Source organism: Mesorhizobium album (assembly GCF_033977205.1).
Lineage (GTDB): Bacteria > Pseudomonadota > Alphaproteobacteria > Rhizobiales > Rhizobiaceae > Mesorhizobium > Mesorhizobium album.
Genome location: NZ_JAVIIW010000009.1, coordinates 28,513 through 50,293, shown reverse-complemented (window position 1 = coordinate 50,293; position 21,781 = coordinate 28,513). Strand labels below are relative to the sequence as shown.

Annotated in this window: 24 protein-coding genes and 2 tRNA genes; 19 read left to right on the top strand and 7 right to left on the bottom strand. The window is 64.5% G+C overall.

Going from position 1 to position 21,781, the window contains the following annotated elements; genetic code table 11:
• The first annotated feature begins 153 nt into the window (after positions 1-153).
• From RFN28_RS10000 to RFN28_RS09925, 16 genes are all read left to right on the top strand, one after another.
• Positions 154-825: an FAD-binding oxidoreductase gene (locus RFN28_RS10000; RefSeq protein WP_320287186.1), complete on the top strand. Its 672-nt coding sequence runs from the start codon at positions 154-156 to the stop codon at positions 823-825.
• Positions 720-1,502, top strand: coding sequence for an FAD-binding oxidoreductase (locus RFN28_RS09995; protein WP_320287185.1), 783 nt, complete (start codon positions 720-722; stop codon positions 1,500-1,502). Before RFN28_RS10000 ends, RFN28_RS09995 begins: the two co-directional genes overlap by 106 nt.
• Entirely contained in the window at positions 1,499-2,233 is a 735-nt protein-coding gene (locus RFN28_RS09990) for a FadR/GntR family transcriptional regulator (RefSeq protein WP_320287184.1), read from the top strand. The genes RFN28_RS09995 and RFN28_RS09990 overlap by 4 nt, the downstream gene beginning before the upstream one ends.
• A 2-nt stretch (positions 2,234-2,235) precedes the next feature.
• Entirely contained in the window at positions 2,236-2,670 is a 435-nt protein-coding gene (locus RFN28_RS09985; protein WP_320287183.1) for a VOC family protein, read from the top strand.
• Between the two features lie 60 nt (positions 2,671-2,730).
• Positions 2,731-3,783: an ABC transporter substrate-binding protein gene (locus tag RFN28_RS09980; protein ID WP_320287182.1), complete on the top strand. Its 1,053-nt coding sequence runs from the start codon at positions 2,731-2,733 to the stop codon at positions 3,781-3,783.
• The gene (locus RFN28_RS09975; RefSeq protein ID WP_320287181.1) at positions 3,783-4,556 is read left to right on the top strand and encodes an ABC transporter ATP-binding protein; all 774 of its coding nucleotides are present in this window, start codon (positions 3,783-3,785) and stop codon (positions 4,554-4,556) included. Before RFN28_RS09980 ends, RFN28_RS09975 begins: the two co-directional genes overlap by 1 nt.
• Positions 4,553-5,308: an ABC transporter permease gene (locus RFN28_RS09970; RefSeq protein WP_320287180.1), complete on the top strand. Its 756-nt coding sequence runs from the start codon at positions 4,553-4,555 to the stop codon at positions 5,306-5,308. Before RFN28_RS09975 ends, RFN28_RS09970 begins: the two co-directional genes overlap by 4 nt.
• A 134-nt stretch (positions 5,309-5,442) precedes the next feature.
• The gene (locus tag RFN28_RS09965) at positions 5,443-6,609 is read left to right on the top strand and encodes an ROK family transcriptional regulator (protein WP_320287179.1); all 1,167 of its coding nucleotides are present in this window, start codon (positions 5,443-5,445) and stop codon (positions 6,607-6,609) included.
• Positions 6,606-7,370, top strand: a complete 765-nt coding sequence (locus RFN28_RS09960; RefSeq protein ID WP_320287178.1) for an ATP-binding cassette domain-containing protein — start codon at positions 6,606-6,608, stop codon at positions 7,368-7,370. The genes RFN28_RS09965 and RFN28_RS09960 overlap by 4 nt, the downstream gene beginning before the upstream one ends.
• Positions 7,371-7,409: 39 nt before the next feature.
• Positions 7,410-8,450, top strand: a complete 1,041-nt coding sequence (locus tag RFN28_RS09955; protein ID WP_320287177.1) for a sugar ABC transporter substrate-binding protein — start codon at positions 7,410-7,412, stop codon at positions 8,448-8,450.
• A 95-nt stretch (positions 8,451-8,545) separates the two neighbouring features.
• Positions 8,546-9,541: an ABC transporter permease gene (locus RFN28_RS09950; RefSeq protein WP_320287176.1), complete on the top strand. Its 996-nt coding sequence runs from the start codon at positions 8,546-8,548 to the stop codon at positions 9,539-9,541.
• A 13-nt stretch (positions 9,542-9,554) separates the two neighbouring features.
• Positions 9,555-10,325, top strand: coding sequence for an SDR family NAD(P)-dependent oxidoreductase (locus tag RFN28_RS09945; protein ID WP_320287175.1), 771 nt, complete (start codon positions 9,555-9,557; stop codon positions 10,323-10,325).
• A 237-nt stretch (positions 10,326-10,562) separates the two neighbouring features.
• Positions 10,563-13,223: an ATP-binding protein gene (locus tag RFN28_RS09940; RefSeq protein WP_320287174.1), complete on the top strand. Its 2,661-nt coding sequence runs from the start codon at positions 10,563-10,565 to the stop codon at positions 13,221-13,223.
• 142 nt (positions 13,224-13,365) lie between these two features.
• Positions 13,366-13,767 (top strand): hypothetical protein, encoded by a 402-nt coding sequence (locus RFN28_RS09935; RefSeq protein WP_320287173.1) that lies wholly within the window; start codon positions 13,366-13,368, stop codon positions 13,765-13,767.
• 109 nt (positions 13,768-13,876) lie between these two features.
• Positions 13,877-14,284: a c-type cytochrome gene (locus RFN28_RS09930; RefSeq protein WP_320287172.1), complete on the top strand. Its 408-nt coding sequence runs from the start codon at positions 13,877-13,879 to the stop codon at positions 14,282-14,284.
• A gap of 463 nt (positions 14,285-14,747) precedes the next feature.
• Entirely contained in the window at positions 14,748-15,185 is a 438-nt protein-coding gene (locus tag RFN28_RS09925; protein ID WP_320287171.1) for a CBS domain-containing protein, read from the top strand.
• Between the two features lie 481 nt (positions 15,186-15,666).
• Here the strand turns inward: RFN28_RS09925 and RFN28_RS09920 are convergent, their stop codons facing one another.
• The 3 genes from RFN28_RS09920 to RFN28_RS09910 form a co-directional block, all read right to left on the bottom strand.
• Positions 15,667-16,122, bottom strand: coding sequence for a phasin (locus RFN28_RS09920; RefSeq protein ID WP_320287170.1), 456 nt, complete (start codon positions 16,120-16,122; stop codon positions 15,667-15,669).
• A gap of 71 nt (positions 16,123-16,193) precedes the next feature.
• Positions 16,194-16,484: a hypothetical protein gene (locus tag RFN28_RS09915; protein ID WP_320287169.1), complete on the bottom strand. Its 291-nt coding sequence runs from the start codon at positions 16,482-16,484 to the stop codon at positions 16,194-16,196.
• Positions 16,485-16,653: 169 nt separating this feature from the next.
• Positions 16,654-16,729 (bottom strand) — tRNA-Val (locus RFN28_RS09910).
• A gap of 218 nt (positions 16,730-16,947) precedes the next feature.
• Here RFN28_RS09910 and RFN28_RS09905 point away from each other — a divergent pair.
• The 3 genes from RFN28_RS09905 to RFN28_RS09895 all read left to right on the top strand — a co-directional run bounded on the left by RFN28_RS09905 (position 16,948) and on the right by RFN28_RS09895 (position 18,994).
• Positions 16,948-17,024: transfer RNA gene (locus RFN28_RS09905), tRNA-Asp, on the top strand.
• A 182-nt stretch (positions 17,025-17,206) separates the two neighbouring features.
• On the top strand, positions 17,207-18,553 hold the full coding sequence (locus tag RFN28_RS09900) for an NAD(P)/FAD-dependent oxidoreductase (protein ID WP_320287168.1): 1,347 nt from the start codon (positions 17,207-17,209) through the stop codon (positions 18,551-18,553).
• A 237-nt stretch (positions 18,554-18,790) separates the two neighbouring features.
• On the top strand, positions 18,791-18,994 hold the full coding sequence (locus tag RFN28_RS09895; RefSeq protein WP_320287167.1) for a hypothetical protein: 204 nt from the start codon (positions 18,791-18,793) through the stop codon (positions 18,992-18,994).
• Positions 18,995-19,004: 10 nt separating this feature from the next.
• Here the strand turns inward: RFN28_RS09895 and RFN28_RS09890 are convergent, their stop codons facing one another.
• The 4 genes from RFN28_RS09890 to RFN28_RS09875 all read right to left on the bottom strand — a co-directional run bounded on the left by RFN28_RS09890 (position 19,005) and on the right by RFN28_RS09875 (position 21,687).
• The gene (locus tag RFN28_RS09890; protein WP_292419478.1) at positions 19,005-19,103 is read right to left on the bottom strand and encodes a putative RiPP precursor; all 99 of its coding nucleotides are present in this window, start codon (positions 19,101-19,103) and stop codon (positions 19,005-19,007) included.
• A 111-nt stretch (positions 19,104-19,214) separates the two neighbouring features.
• A complete protein-coding gene (gene rbsK, locus RFN28_RS09885; protein WP_320287166.1) occupies positions 19,215-20,144 on the bottom strand; it encodes a ribokinase in 930 nt (309 codons plus the stop codon).
• Positions 20,145-20,148: 4 nt separating this feature from the next.
• Positions 20,149-20,601, bottom strand: coding sequence for an RbsD/FucU family protein (locus RFN28_RS09880; RefSeq protein WP_320287165.1), 453 nt, complete (start codon positions 20,599-20,601; stop codon positions 20,149-20,151).
• Positions 20,602-20,628: 27 nt separating this feature from the next.
• Entirely contained in the window at positions 20,629-21,687 is a 1,059-nt protein-coding gene (locus RFN28_RS09875) for an ABC transporter ATP-binding protein (protein WP_320287164.1), read from the bottom strand.
• Positions 21,688-21,781: the final 94 nt, after the last annotated feature.

Here is a 21,781-nt window from a genome sequence, read left to right as displayed (position 1 = left end):
ATTGACTCGGCCTAAGTTGTAGGATGATATGTATCACCCTATCGCCTGACACCGATTGCGCCGCTGATGACCATTCACAGTCTCTCGCCTCAGATACTCGGCGCCCTAGAAGGTGCCGTCGGGCGCAATGGGTTGACTGCCGAGCCAGCAGGAATGGCGAAATACCTCGGCGATTGGACGGGCGACTATCGGGGCAGCGCCCTCGCCGTGCTGCGGCCCGCGTCGGTTGCCGAGGCACAGGCCTTGCTGCGACTGTGCAGCGAGTTGAACCTCGGCGTCATCCCGCAGGGCGGGAACACCGGACTGGTTTCGGGCGCCATCGATGGCAACGGCACCGGCTTGGTCGTCGTCAGCTTGGAGCGGCTGAACGCCATCCGCCGGATCGATCCTGAGAATTTCACACTTCAGGCGGACGCAGGCTGCGTGCTGCAAACGATCAAGGATGCGAGCGAGGCCGAAGACTGCCTGTTTCCGCTGGCGCTCGGCGCGCAAGGCAGCTGCCAGATCGGCGGCAATGCCGCAACTAATGCCGGCGGCGTCAATGTCTTGCGCTACGGCATGGCGCGCGATCTGATCCTCGGGCTGGAAGTCGTGCTCGCCGACGGCGAGCTGTGGAGCGGCTTCTCCGGCCTGCGCAAGAACAACAGCGGCTATGATCTGAAGCAGCTTTTCATCGGCTCGGAGGCACGCTTGGCATCATCACGGGTGTCGAGGTCAAGTTGTTCCCAAAACCGGCCCGCGTCGAGACGGCCTATCTCGGCCTTGCCTCGTTCGAGGCAGCCGTCACGCTGTTCAACCGGGCGCGCCGGGCCTGCTCCGATCTGATCTCCGCTTTCGAGATCATCGGTTCGGAATGCATCGCGTTGGCCCAGTTGGTCGATCCGGGAATGACGGCGCCTGTCGCGGCACCAGTCCACGTGCTGATCGAATTGTCCTCGGGACCGACCATCGACCTCAGCGGCGTGCTCGCCAGTTTTCTTGCCGATGCAATGGAGGGCGGCTTAGTGGCCGACACAGTCCTCGCGACCAGCAGCACCCAAGCCAAGACCTTCTGGGCGATCCGCGAGGGACTGGTCGAAGGCCAGGCCAAGCGCGGCTATCATGTGCGCACCGACCTGTCGGTGCGCATTTCCGATGTCCCTGCCCTGATCGATCGGTCGCGGCGCTTCGTCAGCCTCGAACATCCCGGCTGGATCCCGCTGGCCTATGGCCATGCCGGCGACGGCAACATCCATTTCAACGTGCTGCCGCCACTCGGTCTCGGCGGCGCTGAAGCTCGAACGCGCGGCGCCGAGGTCACGGCGGGCCTCTATGACATTGCCGTCAATCTCGGCGGCTCGATCAGCGCTGAGCACGGTATCGGCCGCAGCCGCCGTCGGGAATTCTGGTCCGGGATCTCGCCGGCGCATCGCCGCATGGTCACCGCGCTGAAAACCTCGCTCGATCCCAAGGGTTTGATGAATCCCGGCTGTCTGCTGCCCTCGACGGAGATTTTCCCATGAAGCAAAGACTGGCCGCCATCGGCACCGTCGAAACCTTGCCGCACCGGGTCGCGGCCTTCCTCAGCCGCGAGATCGAATCCGGCGAGCTGAACCCCGGCGCGCGGCTGCCGACCGAGCAGGAGCTTTCCGAAAAATTCGGCGTCAGCCGCAATGTCGTGCGCGAGGCGATCGCCCAGCTTCGGGCCGACGGCATGATCGAGGCGCGTCAAGGCATCGGCGCCTTCGTGCTCGCGCCCGAACAAAGGGCCGCGATCCGCATCGATCGCGAGGCGCTAAAGGACACGCACAATATGGAGCGGCTCTTCGAGCTTCGCTGCATCCTCGAGGCCGAGTCGGCGGCGCTCGCCGCGGCACGCCGCGGACAGGAGCATCTCGATTCTATCAAGGCGGCGCTCGACCGCATGAGCGGCGAGGAGCGCTGGGAAGAAGGCAGCATCGACGCCGACCTGTTGTTCCATCGCGAGATCGCGCGCGCCACCGGCAACAGCTACATCCACACCTTCATTTCCTTCGTCTGCGAACAGATCCGCCACTCGATCCACTATGCCCGCATGACCAACCCGCTGCACAATCTCGTCGAGATCAATCTCGGCGAGCATGTGCGCATCTACGAGGCCCTTGTGGCGGGCGATCCCGCAGCGGCGGAAGCCGCGATGCGGGCGCACATCATCGGCGCGGCCAACCGCGTCGGCGTGAAGCTGCCGCTGCCGAAATCCAGCGGAGCGAAATAGCCATGCCGGCGAACGTCACACGTATCTCCGATGTCTGCCTGCTCGTGGAGAACATCGAGCGTACTGTCGAGTTCTATGTCGAGAAACTCGGCTTCCGCCTGCGTCGCCGCGCCGAGGGCTTCGCCGACTTCTACGGCGAAGGCGTGACGCTTGCCGCCTGGGAGCTCGACCACATCAACCAGCATACCGGCGTGTCAAACCTGAGATCGCCGCGCCATGCGCACAAGGTTTGCGTCGCCGTCCAGCTCGACACACCGGCCGACATCGACCGGCTGCATGGCGAACTGAGCGCCAAGGGCGTGAGCTTCTACGGCCCGCCCGAGAACTACGTCTGGAATGCGCGCTGCGCCTATTTCACCGACCCGGACGACACGCTCTGGGAGCTTTACGCCTGGCTCGACGGCGGCCCTGGCGACCACCACGACGAACAGCCGTAGACGCCGCCGCGCCGGAGGGAGCGGCGCTTGGAAAGAAGAAGTCTGCAACAGGAGCGAAAAATGAGTGGGAACCGAGACTACCAATTGAACCGCCGCGCCTTCGTGAAGACCGGCCTCGCAGCGGTCGCGGCCGCGTCAGCCGGCATGCAGCTGGTGCTGACGCCGGGCGCCAGGGCGGCCGGCAAGGTCGTCATCCAGTATGACTGGCTGATGTCCAACGGCCAGATCGGCGACATCGCGGCTGTCGCCAACGGATATTTTAAGGATGCAGGCCTGGAGGTTGAGTTCAGCCCCGGTGGCCCCAACGCTTCGACCGTGCCGCCGGTCGTCTCTGGAGCTGCCCAGCTCGGTCAATTTTCCGAAACGCCGCAGCTCTATGCGGCGCGCGCCAGCGGCGTGCCGGTCAAGATCATCGCCTGCGGTTTCCGCACCGGTCCCTATGCACTGACCTCAAAGCCAAGCAAGCCGATCCGCAATGTCGCTGACCTCAAGGGCAAGAAGATCGGCATTCAGCCGACAGCGCGTTTCGTCATCGACGAGATCCTGGCGAAGAACGGCATCGACCCGTCCGAGGTCACCATCGTCAATGTCGGCTTTGACAAGGCGCCGCTGGTGCGCGGCGATGTCGACGCCATCGGCGGCTGGATCACCAACACGCAAGCGCTCAGCGTCGTCGGTAACGATCGCATTGACCTATTGGTGCGCGACCTCGGGTTAAGCTCTTATGCCGATGTCTACTTCGCCACCGACGCGGCAATCGAGAAAGACTCCGAAACGCTGGCAAAGTTCATCGGCGCCGTCGGCAAGGGCTGGGGCTGGGTGCACGCCAACCCGCAGGAAGCCGTAAAGAAAATGGTCGCCGCCTATCCAGAGATGGACCTCGGCTGGGAGCAGAAGACCGTCAACCTGGTGCTCAAGCTTTCCTTCGACGGCTCCACCGCCAAGGATGGCTGGGGCACGTTCGATCCGGCCTCGATCGAAGAGCAATTGGCACTGCTCGACAAGGTCGGCCAGTATCCGAACGGACGCCCGGCTGCCAAGGACGTCTACACCACCAAGATCCTGGAACTCTCGTCGGCCGACCGACCCAAGCTCGACGCGCCCGCGGCCTGATGGCGAACGCGATCGAAGCCAACAAGCTCGATGTCGGCTATGGCGGCCGGCAGACGGCCGTCAAAGTGCTTTCCGGCCTCGACCTTACGGTCGCGGCCGGCTCCTTCCTGTCGATCCTCGGACCGTCCGGTTGCGGCAAGTCGACCTTGTTGCGTGTCGTGGCCGACTTGCTCGATCCGCTCGGCGGCACGATCAGTGTGCTCGGCGCCACACCGCACGCGGTGCGCTCGCGCCGCGATGTCGGCTTCGTTTTCCAGGATTCGACGCTGCTCCCCTGGCGCACGGTGCGCGACAATGTACGGCTGCCGCTCGGCGTCGGTCAGCGCAGTCTGACGCGCAAGATAGAAGACCGAAGCGTAGAGCTGCTGGAACTGATGGGGCTTAGTGGTCTCGGCGAACGCCTGCCGCATCAGCTTTCCGGCGGCCAGCGCCAGCGTGTCGCGATCGCCCGAGCGCTGCTTAGCGAACCAAAATTGCTGTTGATGGACGAGCCGTTCGGTGCCCTGGACGAGATCACGCGCGACCGCCTGAATGACGAATTGCTTTCGCTCTGGCGCCGCACCGGCACGACGATCCTCTTCGTCACCCATTCCATCGCCGAAGCCGCCTATCTCGGTGAGCGCGTCATCGTCCTTGCCGCCAATCCGGGGCGCGTGGTGAAGGATCTCGACATGCGGCCGTTCAAGCGGGAAGGCAACCGCTGCTCGCGCGAGGATCCGGCGATTGTCGCCGCCATGGCGGAACTCCGTACTGCGCTGGAGCGCGCATCGTGAGATCGGCACCGCTTTCCCCGCAAATGACGATTGCGCTGCCAGCTCTCGGCGCTGCTTCGATTCTGCTGGTCTGGCAGTACCTGCTGCCCTTACTTGGCGTGCCGGCTTACATCGTGCCGACGCCGACGGCGATCTTCGGCGTCTTCCAGAAGAATTTTCCGCTTCTCATCGACAACCTGAGACCGACGCTGATCGAGGCGCTGGCCGGCTTCGCCATCGGCAACCTGGCCGCCGTACTACTAGCCGTGCTCTTTGTGCACAGCCGCATCCTGCAGGCCGCCTATTTCCCGATCGTGCTGTTCTTCAACACCATCCCGATCCTGGCGCTGTCGCCGATCATCATCCTGATCTTCGGCCTCGGCATGACGCCGAAGATCGTCATCGCGGCGGTGATCTGCTTCTTCCCAACTCTGGTGAACATGATCCGCGGCTTGGACTCCGCGAGCGACAATGAGCACGAGCTGTTCCGGGTGCTGTCGGCGACGCGCTCGGAGGTTTTCTGGAACCTGCGCCTGCCCCGCGCCCTGCCGATGCTGTTCTCCTCGCTCCGCATCGCCTCGGCCACCGCGGTGATCGGTGCCATTGTCGGCGAATGGATCGGCTCGGACAAAGGCCTTGGCGCGCTGATCATCCAGGCGACCTTCAACTACCAGTCCGACCGCCTTTATGCGGCGATCGTGCTGTCGTCGTCGTTGTCGATCGCACTGTTCTGCATCGTGGTGCTGATCGAGCGCAGGGTGATCCGATACTAGGCCGGCGCCGCGCTCCTGCTCCGCCTCGGACGGCGAAGTCGGAACGGCCTCGGCCGCACCCAAAAATATTTTTGAATTCCATTTGACTGAATAAATCTTCTCTGCGAACCTTGCGTCAGCAGGGAGCGCAAGGCATGGCGTTGCGGGGAACCAATCAGGAGTTCGGGCGGCCGTACAATCGGCGCATTGTGCTCGAGTCCATCCGCCGCTTCGGCCCTATTGCCCGCGGCGATATCGCCCGGCATGTCGGGCTCACCGTCCAGACGGTGTCGACCATCGTGCGGGAACTGGAGGAACAGGGTTACATCCTGTCAGTTCGCGAGGAGCCGAAGGGCCGCGGCCTGCCGCCGGCAACGCTGCGCGTCAATCCGGAAGGCGGTTATGCCGTCGGTATCCACCTCACCCCGCTCGGCATCGACGCGGCGCTGATCAACCTCAGCGGTGACGTGATCGAAAGCGCGCATCGCGAGGCGAGCCATGTGGCGCCCGATGAAGCATTCGAGGCAATCGGCGCCATGGTCGCCGAATTGACCGGCCGCCGCTCGGGTGGCCGCGTCATCGGCATCGGCATGGCGCTGCCGGGACCGTTCGGTGTCGAGCCGATGAGCTTCGTCGGCCCGACCACCATGGCTGGCTGGCAGGACGTTCCGCTGCGCGAGCGGCTGACCGCAGTCACCGGCCTGCCGGCCTTCTTCGAAAACGACATGGCCGCCGCCGCGATGGGCGAGCGCCTCTACGGCCTCGGCACGAAACATTCCGAATGCTACTATCTCTACTTCGGGGTCGGCCTTGGCGGCACCATGTTGCATGATGGCAGCGTATTGCGCGGCGCCTGGGGCAATGCCGGCGAGATCGGCCACATTCCGGTCGTTCCGGGCGGCGAGCTTTGTCCCTGCGGCAACCGCGGCTGCCTCGAACGCTACATCTCGCTGGAAGCGCGAGGCCGCTGGAGCGGCGATGATGCCGAGTGGGTTGCCGAGGTCGCGCCGGTCTTCCGCAACGCCATCACCATCATCGAAAACCTCTTCGACCCCGAAACGATTGTCCTCGGCGGACTGGCTTCGCCTGCCTTGCTCGAGCGGCTGGCGGCATCGGCGGAACCGCTGCACAATTCGGTCTCGGCCCGCAAGGACCGCACGACGCCGCGCATCCTGGTCGCCCGGGGTGGCCAGCATGCGGTGCTGCGGGGTGCGGCCGCACTTGCCGTTTCCGGCGTGCTTTCCCCCCGCTTCGGCCAGATCTTCACCGCCAAGCGGCAGCGCGAGGGCGACCCTCTGAAAGGCGGAGACATCGCGGCATGAGCGAACCCCTGCTGGTCCTCGACAACGTCGCCAAGAACTACGGCGCCATCCAGGCGCTGAAAGGCATCAGCTTTTCGATCGGGCGCGGCGAAGTGGTCGCGCTGCTCGGCGACAACGGCGCCGGCAAATCGACGCTGGTCAAGATCATCGCCGGCGGACTCGAACCGACCTCCGGCCGCATGCTGTTCGAAGGCAAGGAATTCCTCGCCAAATCTCCCGCCGAGGCCAAGGCCGCCGGCATCGAGACCGTCTACCAGGACCTCTCGCTCTGCACCAATGTCGACGTGGTGGCCAACTTCTTCATGGGGCGCGAGATCACGCACAAGGTGTTGGGCGTTCCGGTGCTCGACGAGCGCGCCATGGAGGCGGTAGTGGCGAAGGCGCTAGCCAATGCCGGCACGCGCATTCCCTCGCTGCGCACCAAGGTCGAGCATCTCTCGGGCGGCCAGCGGCAGGCGATCGAGCTCAACCGCTTCGTCCATTGGGGCGGCAAGCTGGTGCTGCTCGACGAACCCTTCGCCGCGCTCGGCGTCGAGCAGACGCGCCGCGGCCTCGACATGATCCGCCAGGTGGCGAGCCAGGGCATCGGCGTCGTCATCATCACCCACATCATGCAGCAGGCCTTCCAGGTCGCCGACCGCATCGTGGTGATCCGCCAGGGCGTGGTGGCCGGAGACGTTGCCCGCAACAAGACAAGTCCCGATGCGGTGATCAACATGATCACCGGGGAGACGCTCGCCGGTGCCGGACCGGCGGGCTGAGGGACAAATGAGGGGTCCGGCGCAAGAGGAGCGAACGACATGAAGCGACTGCTACTTTCTGTCTTCGGTATCCTGGCTCTGGCCGTTGCCACGCTCACGCCGGCATTCGCCCAGTCCAAGGGTACCGTCTATTACCTGGTGCCGACACTGCTCGACGAATTCCAGACCGGCTCGGTGAGCGCGCTGGAACTCTTCCTGAAACAGGTCGGCTACGAGATGAAGACGCTGAACGCCGACAACAAGACCGACGCTCAGCAATCGCAGATGAACGACGTGATCGCGCTGAAGCCGAAGGCGATCATCCTCGCCGCCGTCGATTTCAACGCGCTGAAACCGTCAGTGGAGGCGGCGCGCGCGGCCGGCATCCCGGTGGTCGAGTTCGACCGCCAGATCACCGCGACGCCGTCCGACTTCACCTCCGTCGCCGGCACCGTCGAGATCGGCCACATCGCCGCCGACCAGGCCGAAGCGCTGCTGAAGGCCAAGAACGGCTCGGTGAAGGGCAAGATCCTGCAGGTTCTCGGCGATCCCGGCGATCCCTACACCCTCGACATCCAGAAGGGCTTCGAGGAGAAGATGAAGGCGTTTCCGGACGTCAAGATCATCTCGCTGCCCGCCATGCAGTGGGAGGCGAGCAATGCCGGCACGATCGTCGCCGATCAGATCCTGGCCAATCCCGACATCGACCTGATCTTCAGCCACGCCGCCCATCTTTCGGTTGCCGCCGTCGCCTCGCTGGAGGCCGCCGGCAAGAGGCCGGGCGACGTGATGCTGATGAGCTCGAACGGCGCGCCGGTCGGCCTCGACCTGATCCGCAAGGGCTGGCTGAATGTTGAGGTCGAGCAACCGCTCTACGCGCAGGCCGCCGCGGTCGCCATGTTCATGGACAAGGTCGCCAACAAGCAGGAGATCAAGCCTGGCGACTATGACGTGCTCGGCCTGAAGTCGGTGGTGACCAAGGAGGCCTGGGGGCCGAACATCAAGATCCCGGGCGCCGCGATCACCAAGGCGAATGTCGACAACCCCGCCTTCTGGGGCAATCAGAAGCCGCCGACGGATACAGTCAAGTCCGTCGAATAGGCTTTCCATCGAGCTCCGGGCCTCCGGCCCGGAGCTCCGCGGCGCGTCCGCCCGAGTGGCCGCGCATCACGTCCCGACGTCAACCGGATCGGCCCATGAGTCCGCGCACCCGCCATAGTCTCGAGCTCGTGCTCGACAATCTCGTCTGGTTCATGCTGGTCTTCGTGCTGGCGGTGTTCTCGATCTTCATCCCCAACTTCTTCCAGCTCGGCATCTTCGCCAACATCATCGAGGCTTCGAGCGTGCTCGGCGTCATGTCGATCGGCCTGGCGCTGGTCATCATCGCGGGCCACATGGACCTGTCGGTCGAATCGGTCGCCGCGCTCAGCGCCATGGCGGTCGGCATCATGTTCTGCTCGTCGGGCATCGGCCTTGGCCTGCAGCTACATCCGGACTGGCTGATGGTGCCGGTGTCGCTCGCCATCGCGGTTGCGGTCGGAGCCGTCATCGGCGTCGCGAACGGCTTCCTCATCGTCAGGCTGCAGATGAGCGCCTTCATCATCACGCTGGCCTCCTACATCTGGGTACGTGGCCTGGTGCTCGTCGTTTCCGGCGGACGCTCGGCGCAGGATCTGGCGCCGGCCATACGCTGGTTCGGCATCCAGCGCCTCGCCGGCCTGCCGCTCACCGCCTGGATCGCCGTCGCCTGCTTCGTGGTCTTCTCGCTGATTCTCGCCAAGACGCCGTTCGGCCGGCATCTCGTCATGATCGGCGGCAACGAGACCGCGACCTTCCGCGCTGGCATCCGCGTCAACCGCAACCTGATCATCGCCTTCGTGCTTGCCGGCGCGATTGCCGGCCTTGCCGGCTGGCTGCTTGCCATCCGTACCTCCGGGGCGACCGCCAACCTCGGCGTCGGCCTGCTCTTCAACGCCTTCGCCGCCGTCGTCATCGGCGGCGTCAGCCTGAAGGGCGGCGTCGGCACGCTGCCCGGCGTCTATGCCGGTGTGCTGCTTCTGTCGGCCATCAACACCGCCATCAATCTCATGGGCCTGCCGGCCAATTTCACCCAGGTCATCCATGGCCTCTTGGTGCTGGCCGCCGTGCTGCTCGACGCTTTCAAGCAAACCATTCGCCAAAGACTCGCATGACAGGACGGCTCGCATGACAGGACGCATCGACGGCAAGGTGGCGGCGATCGTCGGCGCCGCGCGCGGTATCGGCAAGGGCATAGCGCAGCGCTTCGCCGAGGAAGGCGCCAAGTTGGTGCTCGCCGACAGCGAAGCCGAAGCCGGCAAGGCGACCGCCGACGAGTTGGGTGCCGCCTTCATCCGCACCGACATCTCCAAAATGGCCGATGCGGAAGCCGTTGTGGCATTGGCGCTGGAACGCCATGGCCGGCTCGACATCATCGTCCAGAATGCCGGCATCTACCCCTGGCAGCTGATCGAGAACACCAGCCCGGAGGACTGGGACCGCGTCATGGCCGTCAACCTGCGCGGCAGCTTCAACGCCGCGCGCGCCGCGCTCACGCCGATGAAGGCGCAGCAGAGCGGCCGCATGCTCTTCACCTCCTCCATCACCGGCCCGCAGGTGAGCAGCCCCGGCCATGGCCATTATTCGGCCAGCAAGGCTGGCATCAACGGCTTCATCCGCGCCGCGGCGCTGGAGTTTTCCGGCTACGGCATCACCGTCAACGGCGTCGAGCCCGGCAACATCCTGACCGAAGGCATGAGGCTGCACCGCGACGCCGCCTTCATCAAGAGCATGGAGGACGCCGTGCCGCTCGGGCGTCTCGGCACCCCGCGCGACGTCGCCAACGCCTTCCTGTTCCTGGCCTCGGACGACGCCAGCTACATCACCGGCACCACCATCGTCGTCGATGGCGGTCAGCTGCTGCCCGAAGGCCAGGATTTCCGACTGACGCCGCCGTGATTGCTGTCCTTCATAACGCCGGTCATCGGGAAGTGATCGAGCCTGCCGGGATTCGGCCCCATTTTAAGTATTCCTAATGTAAAGCTGGAAAGCAGGCCTTGTTGCTGTACACTCGCAGCTCGAAGCGCGTCGCGTTCGGGCGGCCTTTTGTGAGGCGCTTCACTGTCCTGTTTTGTGCATGTCGCAAGCTGGTAGAGCATTCTTGGCTGGCATGCATCAGGCAAAGGGTTGCTCCCGATGCTGCTCGAGCGAGAGGGTCCGCTTAAAACCTTGTTGGCGACCGCGGCCAGTGCCGTCGACGGCCGCGGCGGTATCGTCCTGCTCGAAGGCGAAGCGGGCATCGGCAAGACTTCCCTCCTGCAGGAATTCGCTGGGCGGGTGGACGCAGGTTGCCGCGTGCTGTGGGGCTGGTGCGAGGCGCTGTTCACCCCGCGTCCGCTCGGTCCCCTGCAGGACATGGCGCAGGCGCTCGACCCCGAGGTCGCGGCGTTGCTCGACCAGGGGGCCGCGCCAGAGCGGCTCTTTCCCGCGCTGCTGAATGCGCTTCAGCACGCCAGGGGAATGACGGTGCTCATTTTCGAGGACGTGCATTGGGCGGATAACGCAACTCTCGATCTCATCAGATATCTCGGCCGACGCATCTCCGTGCTTCCTGCCATGCTGGTGCTCAGCGCGCGCAGCGACGAACTGGTCGCCGACCATCCGCTCACGCATATTAGGGGCGACCTGCCGGCGGCATCGCTGGCCCGCATATCGTTGAAGCCGCTTTCGCCCCAGGCGGTCATGAAACTTGCCGCGCAGTCGGATCGCGCCGGCGCCGATCTTTACCAGATCACCGGGGGCAACCCCTTCTTCGTCTCCGAGCTTCTGGCGAGCAGCGAGGCGGAACCGGGCCATGTTCCGGATTCGATACGCGACGCGGTGTGGTCGCGCCTGTCGCGCCTGACGGGCGGCGAGCGCGAGGTGCTGGAGATGATGAGCATCGAGCCGGGCAGCGTGGAGCCGTGGCTGATCCGCGCCCTTCTCGGCGCCGAGGCCGACACTGTCGTGGACCGCTGCGTAGCCCGCGGATTGCTGCGGCGGGACGCTCTGGGGGCGCTGACCTTCCGCCACGAGCTTGCCAGACAGGCGACGCTCGAGCGGCTGTCGCCCAGTCTTCAGCGGTCGCTTCATGCCAAGGTGGAGGCAGCGATAGCAGCGCTTCCGGCCGCGCAGGCAAATGCCCAGCTTGCACGCCGGGTGCACCATGCCGCCGCCGCCGACAACGGCGCGCGCGTCCTTGAACTCGCGCCGCAGGCCGCGGCGCAGGCTGCGCGGCTGGGCGCGCATCGCGAAGCCGCCGCGCATTTGGCGACGGCGCTCAAATACATCGCGCAGGCTTCGCCGGCCGAGGCCGCCCAGCTTTACGAATCCTGGGCCTACGAGGCCGGACTGGCGCTGCAGGTCTATGACACGATCATCGAGGCGCGCCATCGCGCCATTCAGCTCTGGCGCGAGCTTGGACGCCCCGACAAGATCAGCCTCAACCTGCGCAACCTCTCCAGGCTGCATTGGCGCCGCGGCGAGGGCGAGCAGGCGGAGCACTTCGCCAACGAGGCGGTGCGCGAGGTGGAGAACCTGCCGCCCGGGCCGGAACTGGCGATGGCCTACAGCACCTGCTCGCAGCTGCACATGCTGCACTACCGCTTCGACGACGCGATCGAATGGGGCCTGCGCGCGATCGCGCTGGCCGATCAGTTGGGCGAAGTCGAAACGCGCGTGCATGCGCTCAACAATGTCGGCACCTCGCTCTTGTTCGACGACCGTCCGGGCGGCCGCGAACGAATGGAGGAAAGCCTGGCGCTCGCGCTCGAGCACGGGTTCCACGACCATGCAGCGCGGGCCTACACCAACTATGCCGAATATGCGGTGGTGTCCAAGGACTTTGCGTTGGCCGAACGGCTGCTTTCCGAAGGCATCGTGTTCGCCGCCCGGCACGATCTTGATTCGCCGGCGCAGTATCTGCTCGGCCGGCAGGCGCAGCTTCGCATGGAACAGGGCCGCTTTCGCGACGCCGAGACCATAGCCCAAGGCGTCATGAAACTGAAACGCCTGCCGGTGGTCATGCACCTACCGGCGCTCACCGTGCTTGGCAGGGTGCGCGTGCGGCTGGGCGAACCCGGCGGCCCTGCCCTGCTGCAGCAGGCGCTGGAGGAAGGACTGCCGACGGGCGAGCTGCAACGCATAGTGCCGGTCCGCTTGGCGCTGACCGAGGCCGCCTGGCTAACCGAGGATCGCGCCGCCGGCCATGAGCAGCTAACGGCGCTGGCCGCGATGGACCTCAACAGTTTCCGCCCGTCCGACCTCGGCGAACTGGCTGTCTGGTGGCGGCGATGCGGGATGGGGGAGCCGCTGCCTGCGCCGACGACACGCATTCCGTGGCGCCGCGCCGTCGAAATTGGCGGCGATCCGTCGGCGGCAGCCAAGGAGTGGGAGCGCCTCGGCCTTCCCTACGAGGCGGCGCTGGCACTGATGCAGGTGCGGGGCGCCGACGCCGCGATGGCCTTGGCCAGCGCCGTGACCACGCTGGAGGAACTCGAGGCGCGTCCTGCCGTGATGCTGGCACGCAAGCTGGCGCAGCGCCTGGGCGTCGCCGGCCGGCTGCCGAAGATGCGCCGGGGTCCTTACACCGCCGCCCGCCAGCACCCGCTCGGGCTCACGCAGCACGAGCAGCAGGTGCTCGCCCTGATCGCGGAGGGCAAGAGCAACAAGGAGGTCGCCCGCACCCTGTCGCGATCGCCGCGCACGGTGGAGCACCAGGTTTCGGCGGTGCTCGGCAAATTCAACGCCGCCAACCGGATGGAAGTGCTGCTCAGGCTGCGCGGCGAGCCGTGGCTGCTCTCCACCGCCGCGCCCTGATCCAGCGAAATTAGGAGGGCTACAGCCGAAATTTGGGTGATCGTACCGATGTGCGCGAAGGCCGCGGCGCGTAGGCTCAGATCAGCTGAAATCCCGGGCAGCCTGCCTGTCCGGGAACTCGCTAAACCGAAGGGAGAGATCGATGACCAGACGTTTTAGCGCATTTGCATTTGCGCTGCTCACTGCCACGGGCGGCGCGGCGGCATCGGAACTGGCGCCAGGCAGCGGCCATAGCATCCAGCTCGGCAGCTTCAGCGGCGCCGTCTATTACACGGTCGAGCAGGACGGTTACCGGGTCGTCGCGACCATGGCTTCCGGGGTCGAGCAGCAGCCGGTCCGCGTCGTGTCCACGCTCGCGGCGGGCCAGCGCATGACGATCTCCGTGCCGCAGGCCGTCGGTCAGCCGTCGATCGATTTCGAAATAGTGCGGGACGGCAAGGCGCTGCTGGTCAGCGACCCGACCTTGGTTCCGGCAACCGCCATGGAGAACGACCTGTCGCTGGACAGCGCGCAACCGACGACGGTATCGGCCACCGCGCCATGAAGGCGGCCTAGGCCAACACTATGAGATGCTGGCGGGGCAGATGGGGGCGCGAAGGATCGCGATGGAACGACCTGCGCTCCCACACTCTTGGCCGATGATGTTACTGACGATGGCTGGCCTGCTGCAAATCTTTTGCCCCGCAGTCCTGAGCTTCGCTGTCGGCGCCGGCGCATCGGCGCAGGATGCCGCCGCTCCCGGCAAGTTCTACAGGGTCGTGGACGGCAAGGTCGATGCGCGGACCTATGACGGTTTCAGGCGTTACCATGCGGGCTGCGATCGCTGTCACGGCCCAGACGGCGTGGGATCGACCTTCGCGCCGTCCCTGGTCGGCCGGCTACCCGACATCGAAGCCTTCCGTCGAGCCGTGCTCGGCGGCCGTGCTGAAGGCGGCTCGGCGATGAAAGGCTTTGCCGGCGATCCCAACTTCGCACCCTATGTGGACGATATTTATGCCTACCTGCAGGCCCGCGCCGACGGCGCGCTCGGCCGCGGGCGGCCCGGCAGACTGCAGCCATAGATGCTCCGGGTTTGCCGCTTGAGGCTGGATTGATGGCGACGCTGCGCAACCGCGCGACGTCGCCAACGCCTCTTGTTCCTGGTCTCCGACGACGCCAGCTGCATCAGCGGGACGACCATCGTCGACGATAACGGCCAGCTTCTGCCCGAAGGCCGAGATTTCTGGCTGACGCGATGTGCCGCATCGGCCTGAGGTTGGTCTTCGTCAGGCCGACCGCTTCGAGTTGTGCGTATGCCCACGAGGCGTGCTCCCGACATGAGCCTGCTATTGCCGAGGTCGACCCGCTCATCATTTCGGATCAGACTGGCCCGAATAGAGTCTGGCCAGACCGCCTCGTCCGGGTGCATAGTCATTTGCAGGACTTCGCGAGCGGAATTGTCCGCAGCAATGACATTGCCAGGTCCTGTCTCTTGTGCTGCATCCGTCCGCGATCCCGATGGGACCAGGCCACATGGAGGCGACCATGCTGGTAAAGGAAGCGATGACGGGGAAAGTGCGTTGGTACTCCCCCGATACGCCGATACGGGAAGTCGCGCGCGCCATGCGCGACGAAGGTATCGGTTGCGTGCCGATCGGCGAGAACGATCGGCTCGTTGGCATGATCACGGATCGCGACATCACCTGCCGCGCCGTGGCCGCCGGCGAGAGCCTCGATAAGTTGACATGCCGCGCGGTGATGTCGCCCGGCATATTCTTCTGTTTCGAGGATCAGACCCTGGAACAGGCGCTTGGGCAAATGCAGGAGCGCCAGGTGCATCACCTTCCGGTGCTCAACCGGCAGAAACGGATGACGGGCCTCATCTCGTTGGGTGACGTCGCGCTGAAGGCCGAAAGTGCGATCCTTGCGCCGCTTGCCAAAATCGCCGCACGCGACGCTGAGCGGCACCTCCGAGCCGCCTGAGATCCAGGTACGCTTTGCAAGGAACTGGCTGGGATGGCATGCCTGAAATGGAACCTGGCATGCCACCCCAGGTTTTCTTACCGCATCCGTTTTGCACAAGCTTGGCTTTCGCCCCCCGCCCGCGCGCCGGCTGCGGACGGCTTCGAGTGCGTATGGTGCAGTGTCACGCCATCTCGACTCGCTGATCCACGCCTGGCCATTGCCCTCTTCGCAGGAACTTGTGAATTCGAGCAGCCCGACGGAAAGCGCTGGCCTGCGCACTTTTCAGCGCGATCGCCAGCGTGCTGGACACGCTCCCACGATCCGCGGCCAGGGCTCGATAGGAACAGTTATCTTGGCGGTATCGAGGACCATCCTCAAAGCGCCAACGCGGAGCCGTGATCAGCCATCGCCGCGCTGGCGCGCCACACAGAAGAAGATCGGCGAGGAGATCTCGATCTCCTGCGTTCCGATTCGCACGTATTTCCGGTCGCTTGAAAAATTAGGCGGCCTTGAGATCCTGCAGCACTTTCTCGAAGGCGTCTTTGACCGGCTTGGAAACGTCGGTCGCCGCTTTGGTAGTGAGTTCCTGAAATTCCCTGGCTTGCGCGACACCCATTTCGACGCGCTTGCGCAGGAAGGTCGTCTGCAGCTCAAAAACTTCTGGCAGCGACTTCGCTCGGACCAGAGCCTCGACGTGCGAGAAATCAGCTTCGGCATTGGCGCGCAATGCGGCGATCATCTTCAGCGACAGCTCGTTGCCGACCGACTTCGCGGTTTCGACGGTCGACTCGAGTGCCTTCCGGGCGTCTTCAGCACCCGATTGGAATTTCGCAAGAGCTTCTTTCGACTGCTCCACGCCCTTTTCGGCGACTGCACGAAGTTGATCGGTGGCCTTGCCGGGGTCGACCGTCGGAATTTCGGCGGTTTCGGTGGGCTTGTCGGCGGTCTTGGACATTTCCTGATCCTTCCGGTTGACGATGATCCCTCGCCCGCGCCCCAGAACTGCGAGGGCAGTATGTGGCAGTATTACCTGCAGTGCAACATTTTGTTGCGGCGCACTATATTTATATTTGAAACTAGGCTTCCTGTACCCGCCAGAAGAAACAAGGCATGAGGGGAGCCAATCAGCCGCTGCTTGCGGCACATGTCAGCTATGCAGCCCGCGGCCAGCCGCGCGGTATATCCAGATGCCTTGGTAGCGGCCGGCTCGCGGTCGCTGGCGCATATGTGACGCAGTTCGTAATGCGGCACCGCGACCTCCTTCCCTGGGATGAGTGTCCCGTTGTCAAATGCAGGGCTCATCAGCTTGAATGCCATGATTGCCTCCCTGCGTGCTGGGCTTTCGTGAGTTCCGCCCAACGGGCAGCTTCGCAAGCTGGGGCCTTGGGCCGCTGGATGACTGTCTTCGGTGCAAGCAGAGATCGTGACAAGAGTATCCAGGCCTCTGCGTCTGGGAGGCTCGACTGCAAGCCCTCTGCCGGGGAATTGGTGGGCGATGACGGACTCGAACCGCCGACATCTTCGGTGTAAACGAAGCGCTCTACCAACTGAGCTAATCGCCCGCTCCGGGCCGGACCTTTAAGCAGTTAGGGCTCTATTCGCAAGGCCCAATGAACGGGCGGCTGTTCTGGTGGCAAGGGGATTTGCCCGGTGCCGCCGCGCTTGTCAAAAAACCTTCTCCAGTTTGCTGTTATGCTCACATGCCGCGCTTGACACCCGCAAACGAACCCCTTATCCAGCGCCCCAACGACGAACACGCCTGACACGTGCTCGTCAGTGCGCGGGTGTAGCTCAGTCGGTTAGAGTGCCGGCCTGTCACGCCGGAGGTCGCGGGTTCGAGCCCCGTCACTCGCGCCATTTCCAACTCCTTGGCAATGCAGAGTCTTTTGTTCCGATCTTTGGGTCGGAAGGGGGCTCACTTTCAATTTGAATACCGGTGCCGCCCTAGGCAGCTGTGCTCTACCTTCCCCAGAACTGCCTCAAGAAAGCCGGCCGCCGGCAGGCCATAGCTGTCGTCGGTTTTTTTCAGGATGCGCCCCTTGCCCAATTTCCCGTTCTCCGAAGCGGACCCGATTCAATATCCCGGTCCTCCACCGAAAAAGTCCGACGTGGTGATTGTCGGCGGCGGCATAATCGGTGTGACGACAGCCCTTTTTCTTGCGCGGCGGAACATCTCCGTGACGCTGGTCGAAAAGGGACGGGTTGCGGCTGAGCAGTCCTCCCGCAATTGGGGATGGATCCGCAAGCAGGGACGCGATGCGGATGAGCTGCCGATCGTGATCGAGGCATCCCGTCATTGGCGGCAACTGGCTGAAGAATGCGGCGAAGACATCGGCCTGAAGCAGACAGGTGTGACTTACCTTGCAAGCTCGGACCGCGAACTAGCCGGCTTCGAAAGGTTCATGAAGATCGCTGCTGCCCATAAGATCGATACCCGCCTTCTGAACGCACAAGAAACCGCGGGTCTCATCAAGGGCATGTCGCGCAGCTTCAAGGGCGCGATGACAACGCCTTCCGACATGCGGGCCGAGCCTTGGATGGCCGTGCCCGCGCTTGCTCGGCTTGCCGTCCGCAAAGGCGTCAAGATCGTAGAGAATTGCGCGGCGCGAACCCTCGAGATTTCGGCCGGCAGGGTCAGCGGGGTGTGGACCGAGGCGGGTCACATCGAGACTTCCAGCGTTCTTCTCGCCGGCGGCGCGTGGTCTTCCCTCTTCCTGAAAAGACACGGAGTTTCCATTCCTCAGCTCAGCGTCAGGTCGACCGCCGCTGCGACGGAGCCGATGCCTGAAATCCATGCAGGTGCCGCCTCAGGAGAGCGTATCGCCTTCAGGCGCAGACAGGATGGCGGATACACGCTCGCCCCGGGAGGCAGTCATTTGCTCCACCTGGGGCCTGACGCATTCCGGCACGCGACGAAATACCTTCGCGCCCTCATGGCCAATCCTTTCGGGTCGCGCTATTCACCGGCCGCGCCGGCGGGCTATCCGGATAGTTGGTCGACGCCGCGTCACTGGACGCCGGATTGCCAAAGTCCCTTCGAAACGATGCGGGTGCTCAATCCGGCCGCCGAGCGCTCCGGCCTCCGTTCGATCGAACGCAATTTCAGTCGCCTTTTCCCGCAGCTCGGGCCGGTCCGCCTGAAGGCAAGCTGGGCCGGCATGATCGACGCAATGCCGGACGTCGTCCCCGTGGTGGATCGCGTCCAGGCGATCAGCGGCCTGACCGTCGCAACGGGCATGAGCGGCCATGGCTTCGGCATTGGGCCTGGAATCGGTCGGGTCGTCTCCGACCTGATCCAGGGGAACGAGATCGGCCACGATCTCACCCGCTTTCGCCTGTCGCGCTTCTCTGACGGAAGCGCCATTCGGTTGGGTCCGGCCCTCTAGGGCCCGGCTCTCTAAGACCATTGCGCCCAGAATCAGACCTCTGATGCAATTGCCGAATCGCCGGCGAACAAACACTTTCCCCCTGCGCCGGCTACCCCGCCCCCCAGCCCAACGCCGGTGCGCAGCCCGGCTTGCTGTTATGTGCCGATCTTATCCGCCAAAGCAGGCCGGGCTATTCCCGGAACCCATTGCGCCATTGCCTCGTTCAGCCCGAGGGCGCAAGGATGGGAGAGACAGATGGCTGTGAGATGTCGCGTTTCGATTGACGACGCCAGGGACGTCGACGAGCTCGCGTTCCAGGAGCTGCCCCGGGTGGGTGAAAGCGTCTCCATGCTGATCGAAGGATCGGCCAGGGACCTTCGCGTCATGCGCGTCGTGCATATCCCCGGCAGCGAGCAGGGTGGAACGACGATGCTGGAACTGACCAGCAAGATTCTTTAGAGTTCGCTGATCACTCGCCCAATATCACGCCCGAGGCGACAATCTGGGCGGTTCGCGCGGTGAGCTTTTGGCGCTTCACAAGCGTGGGCTTCTCATAAGGCTTTTTCATCTCACCGTTCCGGAACCGGCGCCGCCTAGTATTGGTCAGCACAGTGAACGCGTTCGCTCGGTTTGCGTTCCGAACGGTGAAACCGCCAAGTCGTAACTGCAGCGAGGCGTCTCAAGCCCTCGCCAGCAGCGCCTCGACCTCCTGGAGCGTCGGCATGGACGGAGCCGTGCCCGGACGGGTCACCGAAATGCCGGCGACCGCGCAGGCAAAGCGCACGGCCTCCAGCGGCTCGATGCCCCTGGCAAGTGCCGCTGCCAGGCCGCCATTGAAGGCGTCGCCCGCTCCCGTGGTCTCGACCACCGGGCCGGCATTGACCGCGCCGACATGATCGGAACGGTCCTTGGTGTGCAGCAGCGCGCCTTTCTCGCCGAGCGTCACGATGACGGCGCCGACGCCCTTCGCCAGCAGCGCGTCGGCGGCACGGCGGGCATCATCGACCGAAGAGACGGTGATACCGGTCAGCCCTTCGACCTCGGACTCGTTGGGCGTGACGTAGTCGCAGAGCGCGTAGATGCTGTCCGGCAGGGTAGCGGCCGGCGCCGGGTTGAGGATGGTCGTCACCCCTGCTTCGCGTGCGATCTCAAGCGCCTTCACAGCCGCAGCGATCGGCTGCTCGAGCTGGGTGACGAAGACGCCGGCCGACCGGATCAGATCGGCATGCGCCTCGATATCGGCGGGCGAGATCAGCATCGCCGCACCCGGGCTGACGATGATGGCGTTGTTGCCGGTGCCCTCCTCCACAAAAATATAGGCCGCGCCGGTGTAGCTGTCGGGCGTGTCGATGACCGCGCTCGTCACGCCCGCACCGTTCCACGTCTGCTTGGCCATGTCGGCGAAGGCATCGACGCCGAGTCTCGTCAGGAAGGTGATGTCGGCGCCGAGCTTGCCGGCCGCCACCGCCTGGTTCGAGCCCTTGCCGCCCGGTCCGAGCTTGAACGAATTGCCGAGGATCGTTTCGCCCATGCGCGGCTGGCGGTTGGCGCGATAGGCGGTGTCGGCGACGAAGACGCCTAGGATGACAACAGGCTTGCCGGCGGCCATCTTCCTACTCCGCATCCGGCGGAATGACGCCCTTCCGGAAGGCGAAGCAACCATAGAAGCGGCGCTCGCCGGTCTGGATGACGCAATAGGCCTTCTTGGCGCGCTCGTAGAAGGCGTAGCGCTCGATCGAGATCATCGGCCAGGGCTTGCCCTCGGCTGCGTCAATCTCCTTCTGCACTTCCTTCTGTACCGGCGGGATCTCGTTCGGCTTGCCGACGATCTCCATGCGCGCGGCAGCATCGTTGACGAAGCTGTCCAGCGGATAGAGCGACAGCACGGCCTTCACCACATCGGCTGCCGGCGCATCGATGCGCAGCAGCTTGCCGAGCACCGTCTGCTTCGCGACGGAGTCGGATGGGAAATTGGTGTCGGCGATGATCAGGTCATCGCCGTGGCCCATGGCCCGCAGCGCCTGGAGCACATCGGCATTGAGCAGCGGATTGATCCCTTTGAGCATGGTTTCCTCTTGGAAGTCTGTTTACGGTCAGAGCCGCTTGCCGGTCCCTGCGTCGAAGAGATGGACGTGGTCGAGGCGCGGTCTGAGCTTCAGCGTATCGCCCGGCTTGAAGTCGTGGCGCTCACGGAACAGCGCCACCATCTCGCCTTCACCGAAGCGCACGAACACCAGCGTCTCCGAGCCTGTCGGTTCGACCACCGAAATCGTGGATGCGACGCCCTCGGGATGGATCTCCAGATGCTCCGGGCGCACGCCATAGACGACAGCCTGGCCGTCCGCAGCCGTTATGCTGGTAGGCATTGGAAAGGCCGAGCCCGCTATGTCGACCACCGGCTTCTCACCCTTCTTCACCGTGCCCTTGAGCAGGTTCATCGCCGGCGAGCCGATGAAACCGGCGACGAACAGGTTGGCCGGCCGGTCGAACAGCTCCAGCGGCGCGCCGATCTGCTCGATGCGGCCGTCGCGCATGACTACGATCTTGTCGGCCATGGTCATGGCCTCGATCTGGTCGTGGGTGACGTAGATGGTGGTGGTCTTCAGCCGCTGGTGCAGTTCCTTGATCTCGGTGCGCATCTGCACGCGCAGCTTGGCGTCGAGGTTGGAAAGCGGTTCGTCGAACAGGAACACTTGCGGATTGCGCACGATGGCGCGGCCCATGGCGACGCGCTGGCGCTGGCCGCCGGAAAGCTGGCGCGGATAGCGCTTGAGATAGGGATTGAGGTCGAGGATGTCGGCCGCTCGCTTCACCCGCTCGGCGACGACGGCCGGATCGGTGCCGCGCAGCTTCAGCGCGAAGGCCATGTTCTGCTCCACCGTCTTATGCGGATAGAGCGCGTAGTTCTGGAACACCATGGCAATGTCGCGTTTTGCCGGCGGCAGGTTGTTGACGACGCGGTCGCCGATCGAAACCGTGCCGCCGGAAACGCTCTCCAGTCCCGCCACCATCCTCAAGAGCGTGGACTTGCCGCACCCCGAGGGGCCGACCAGCACGACGAACTGGCCGTCAGCGATGTCCACGCTAACGTCATGCAGAACCTTGACGGTTCCGAATGCCTTGGCCACATTGGTGATTGCGACTTGAGCCATCGTCTCCCCTACCTCTTTCGGTGAAGCTAGCCATTGCCAACGGCAAGGGCAAGTCAGTATCTTATCGATAAAAAGCCATCCTTGTTGACAAGGT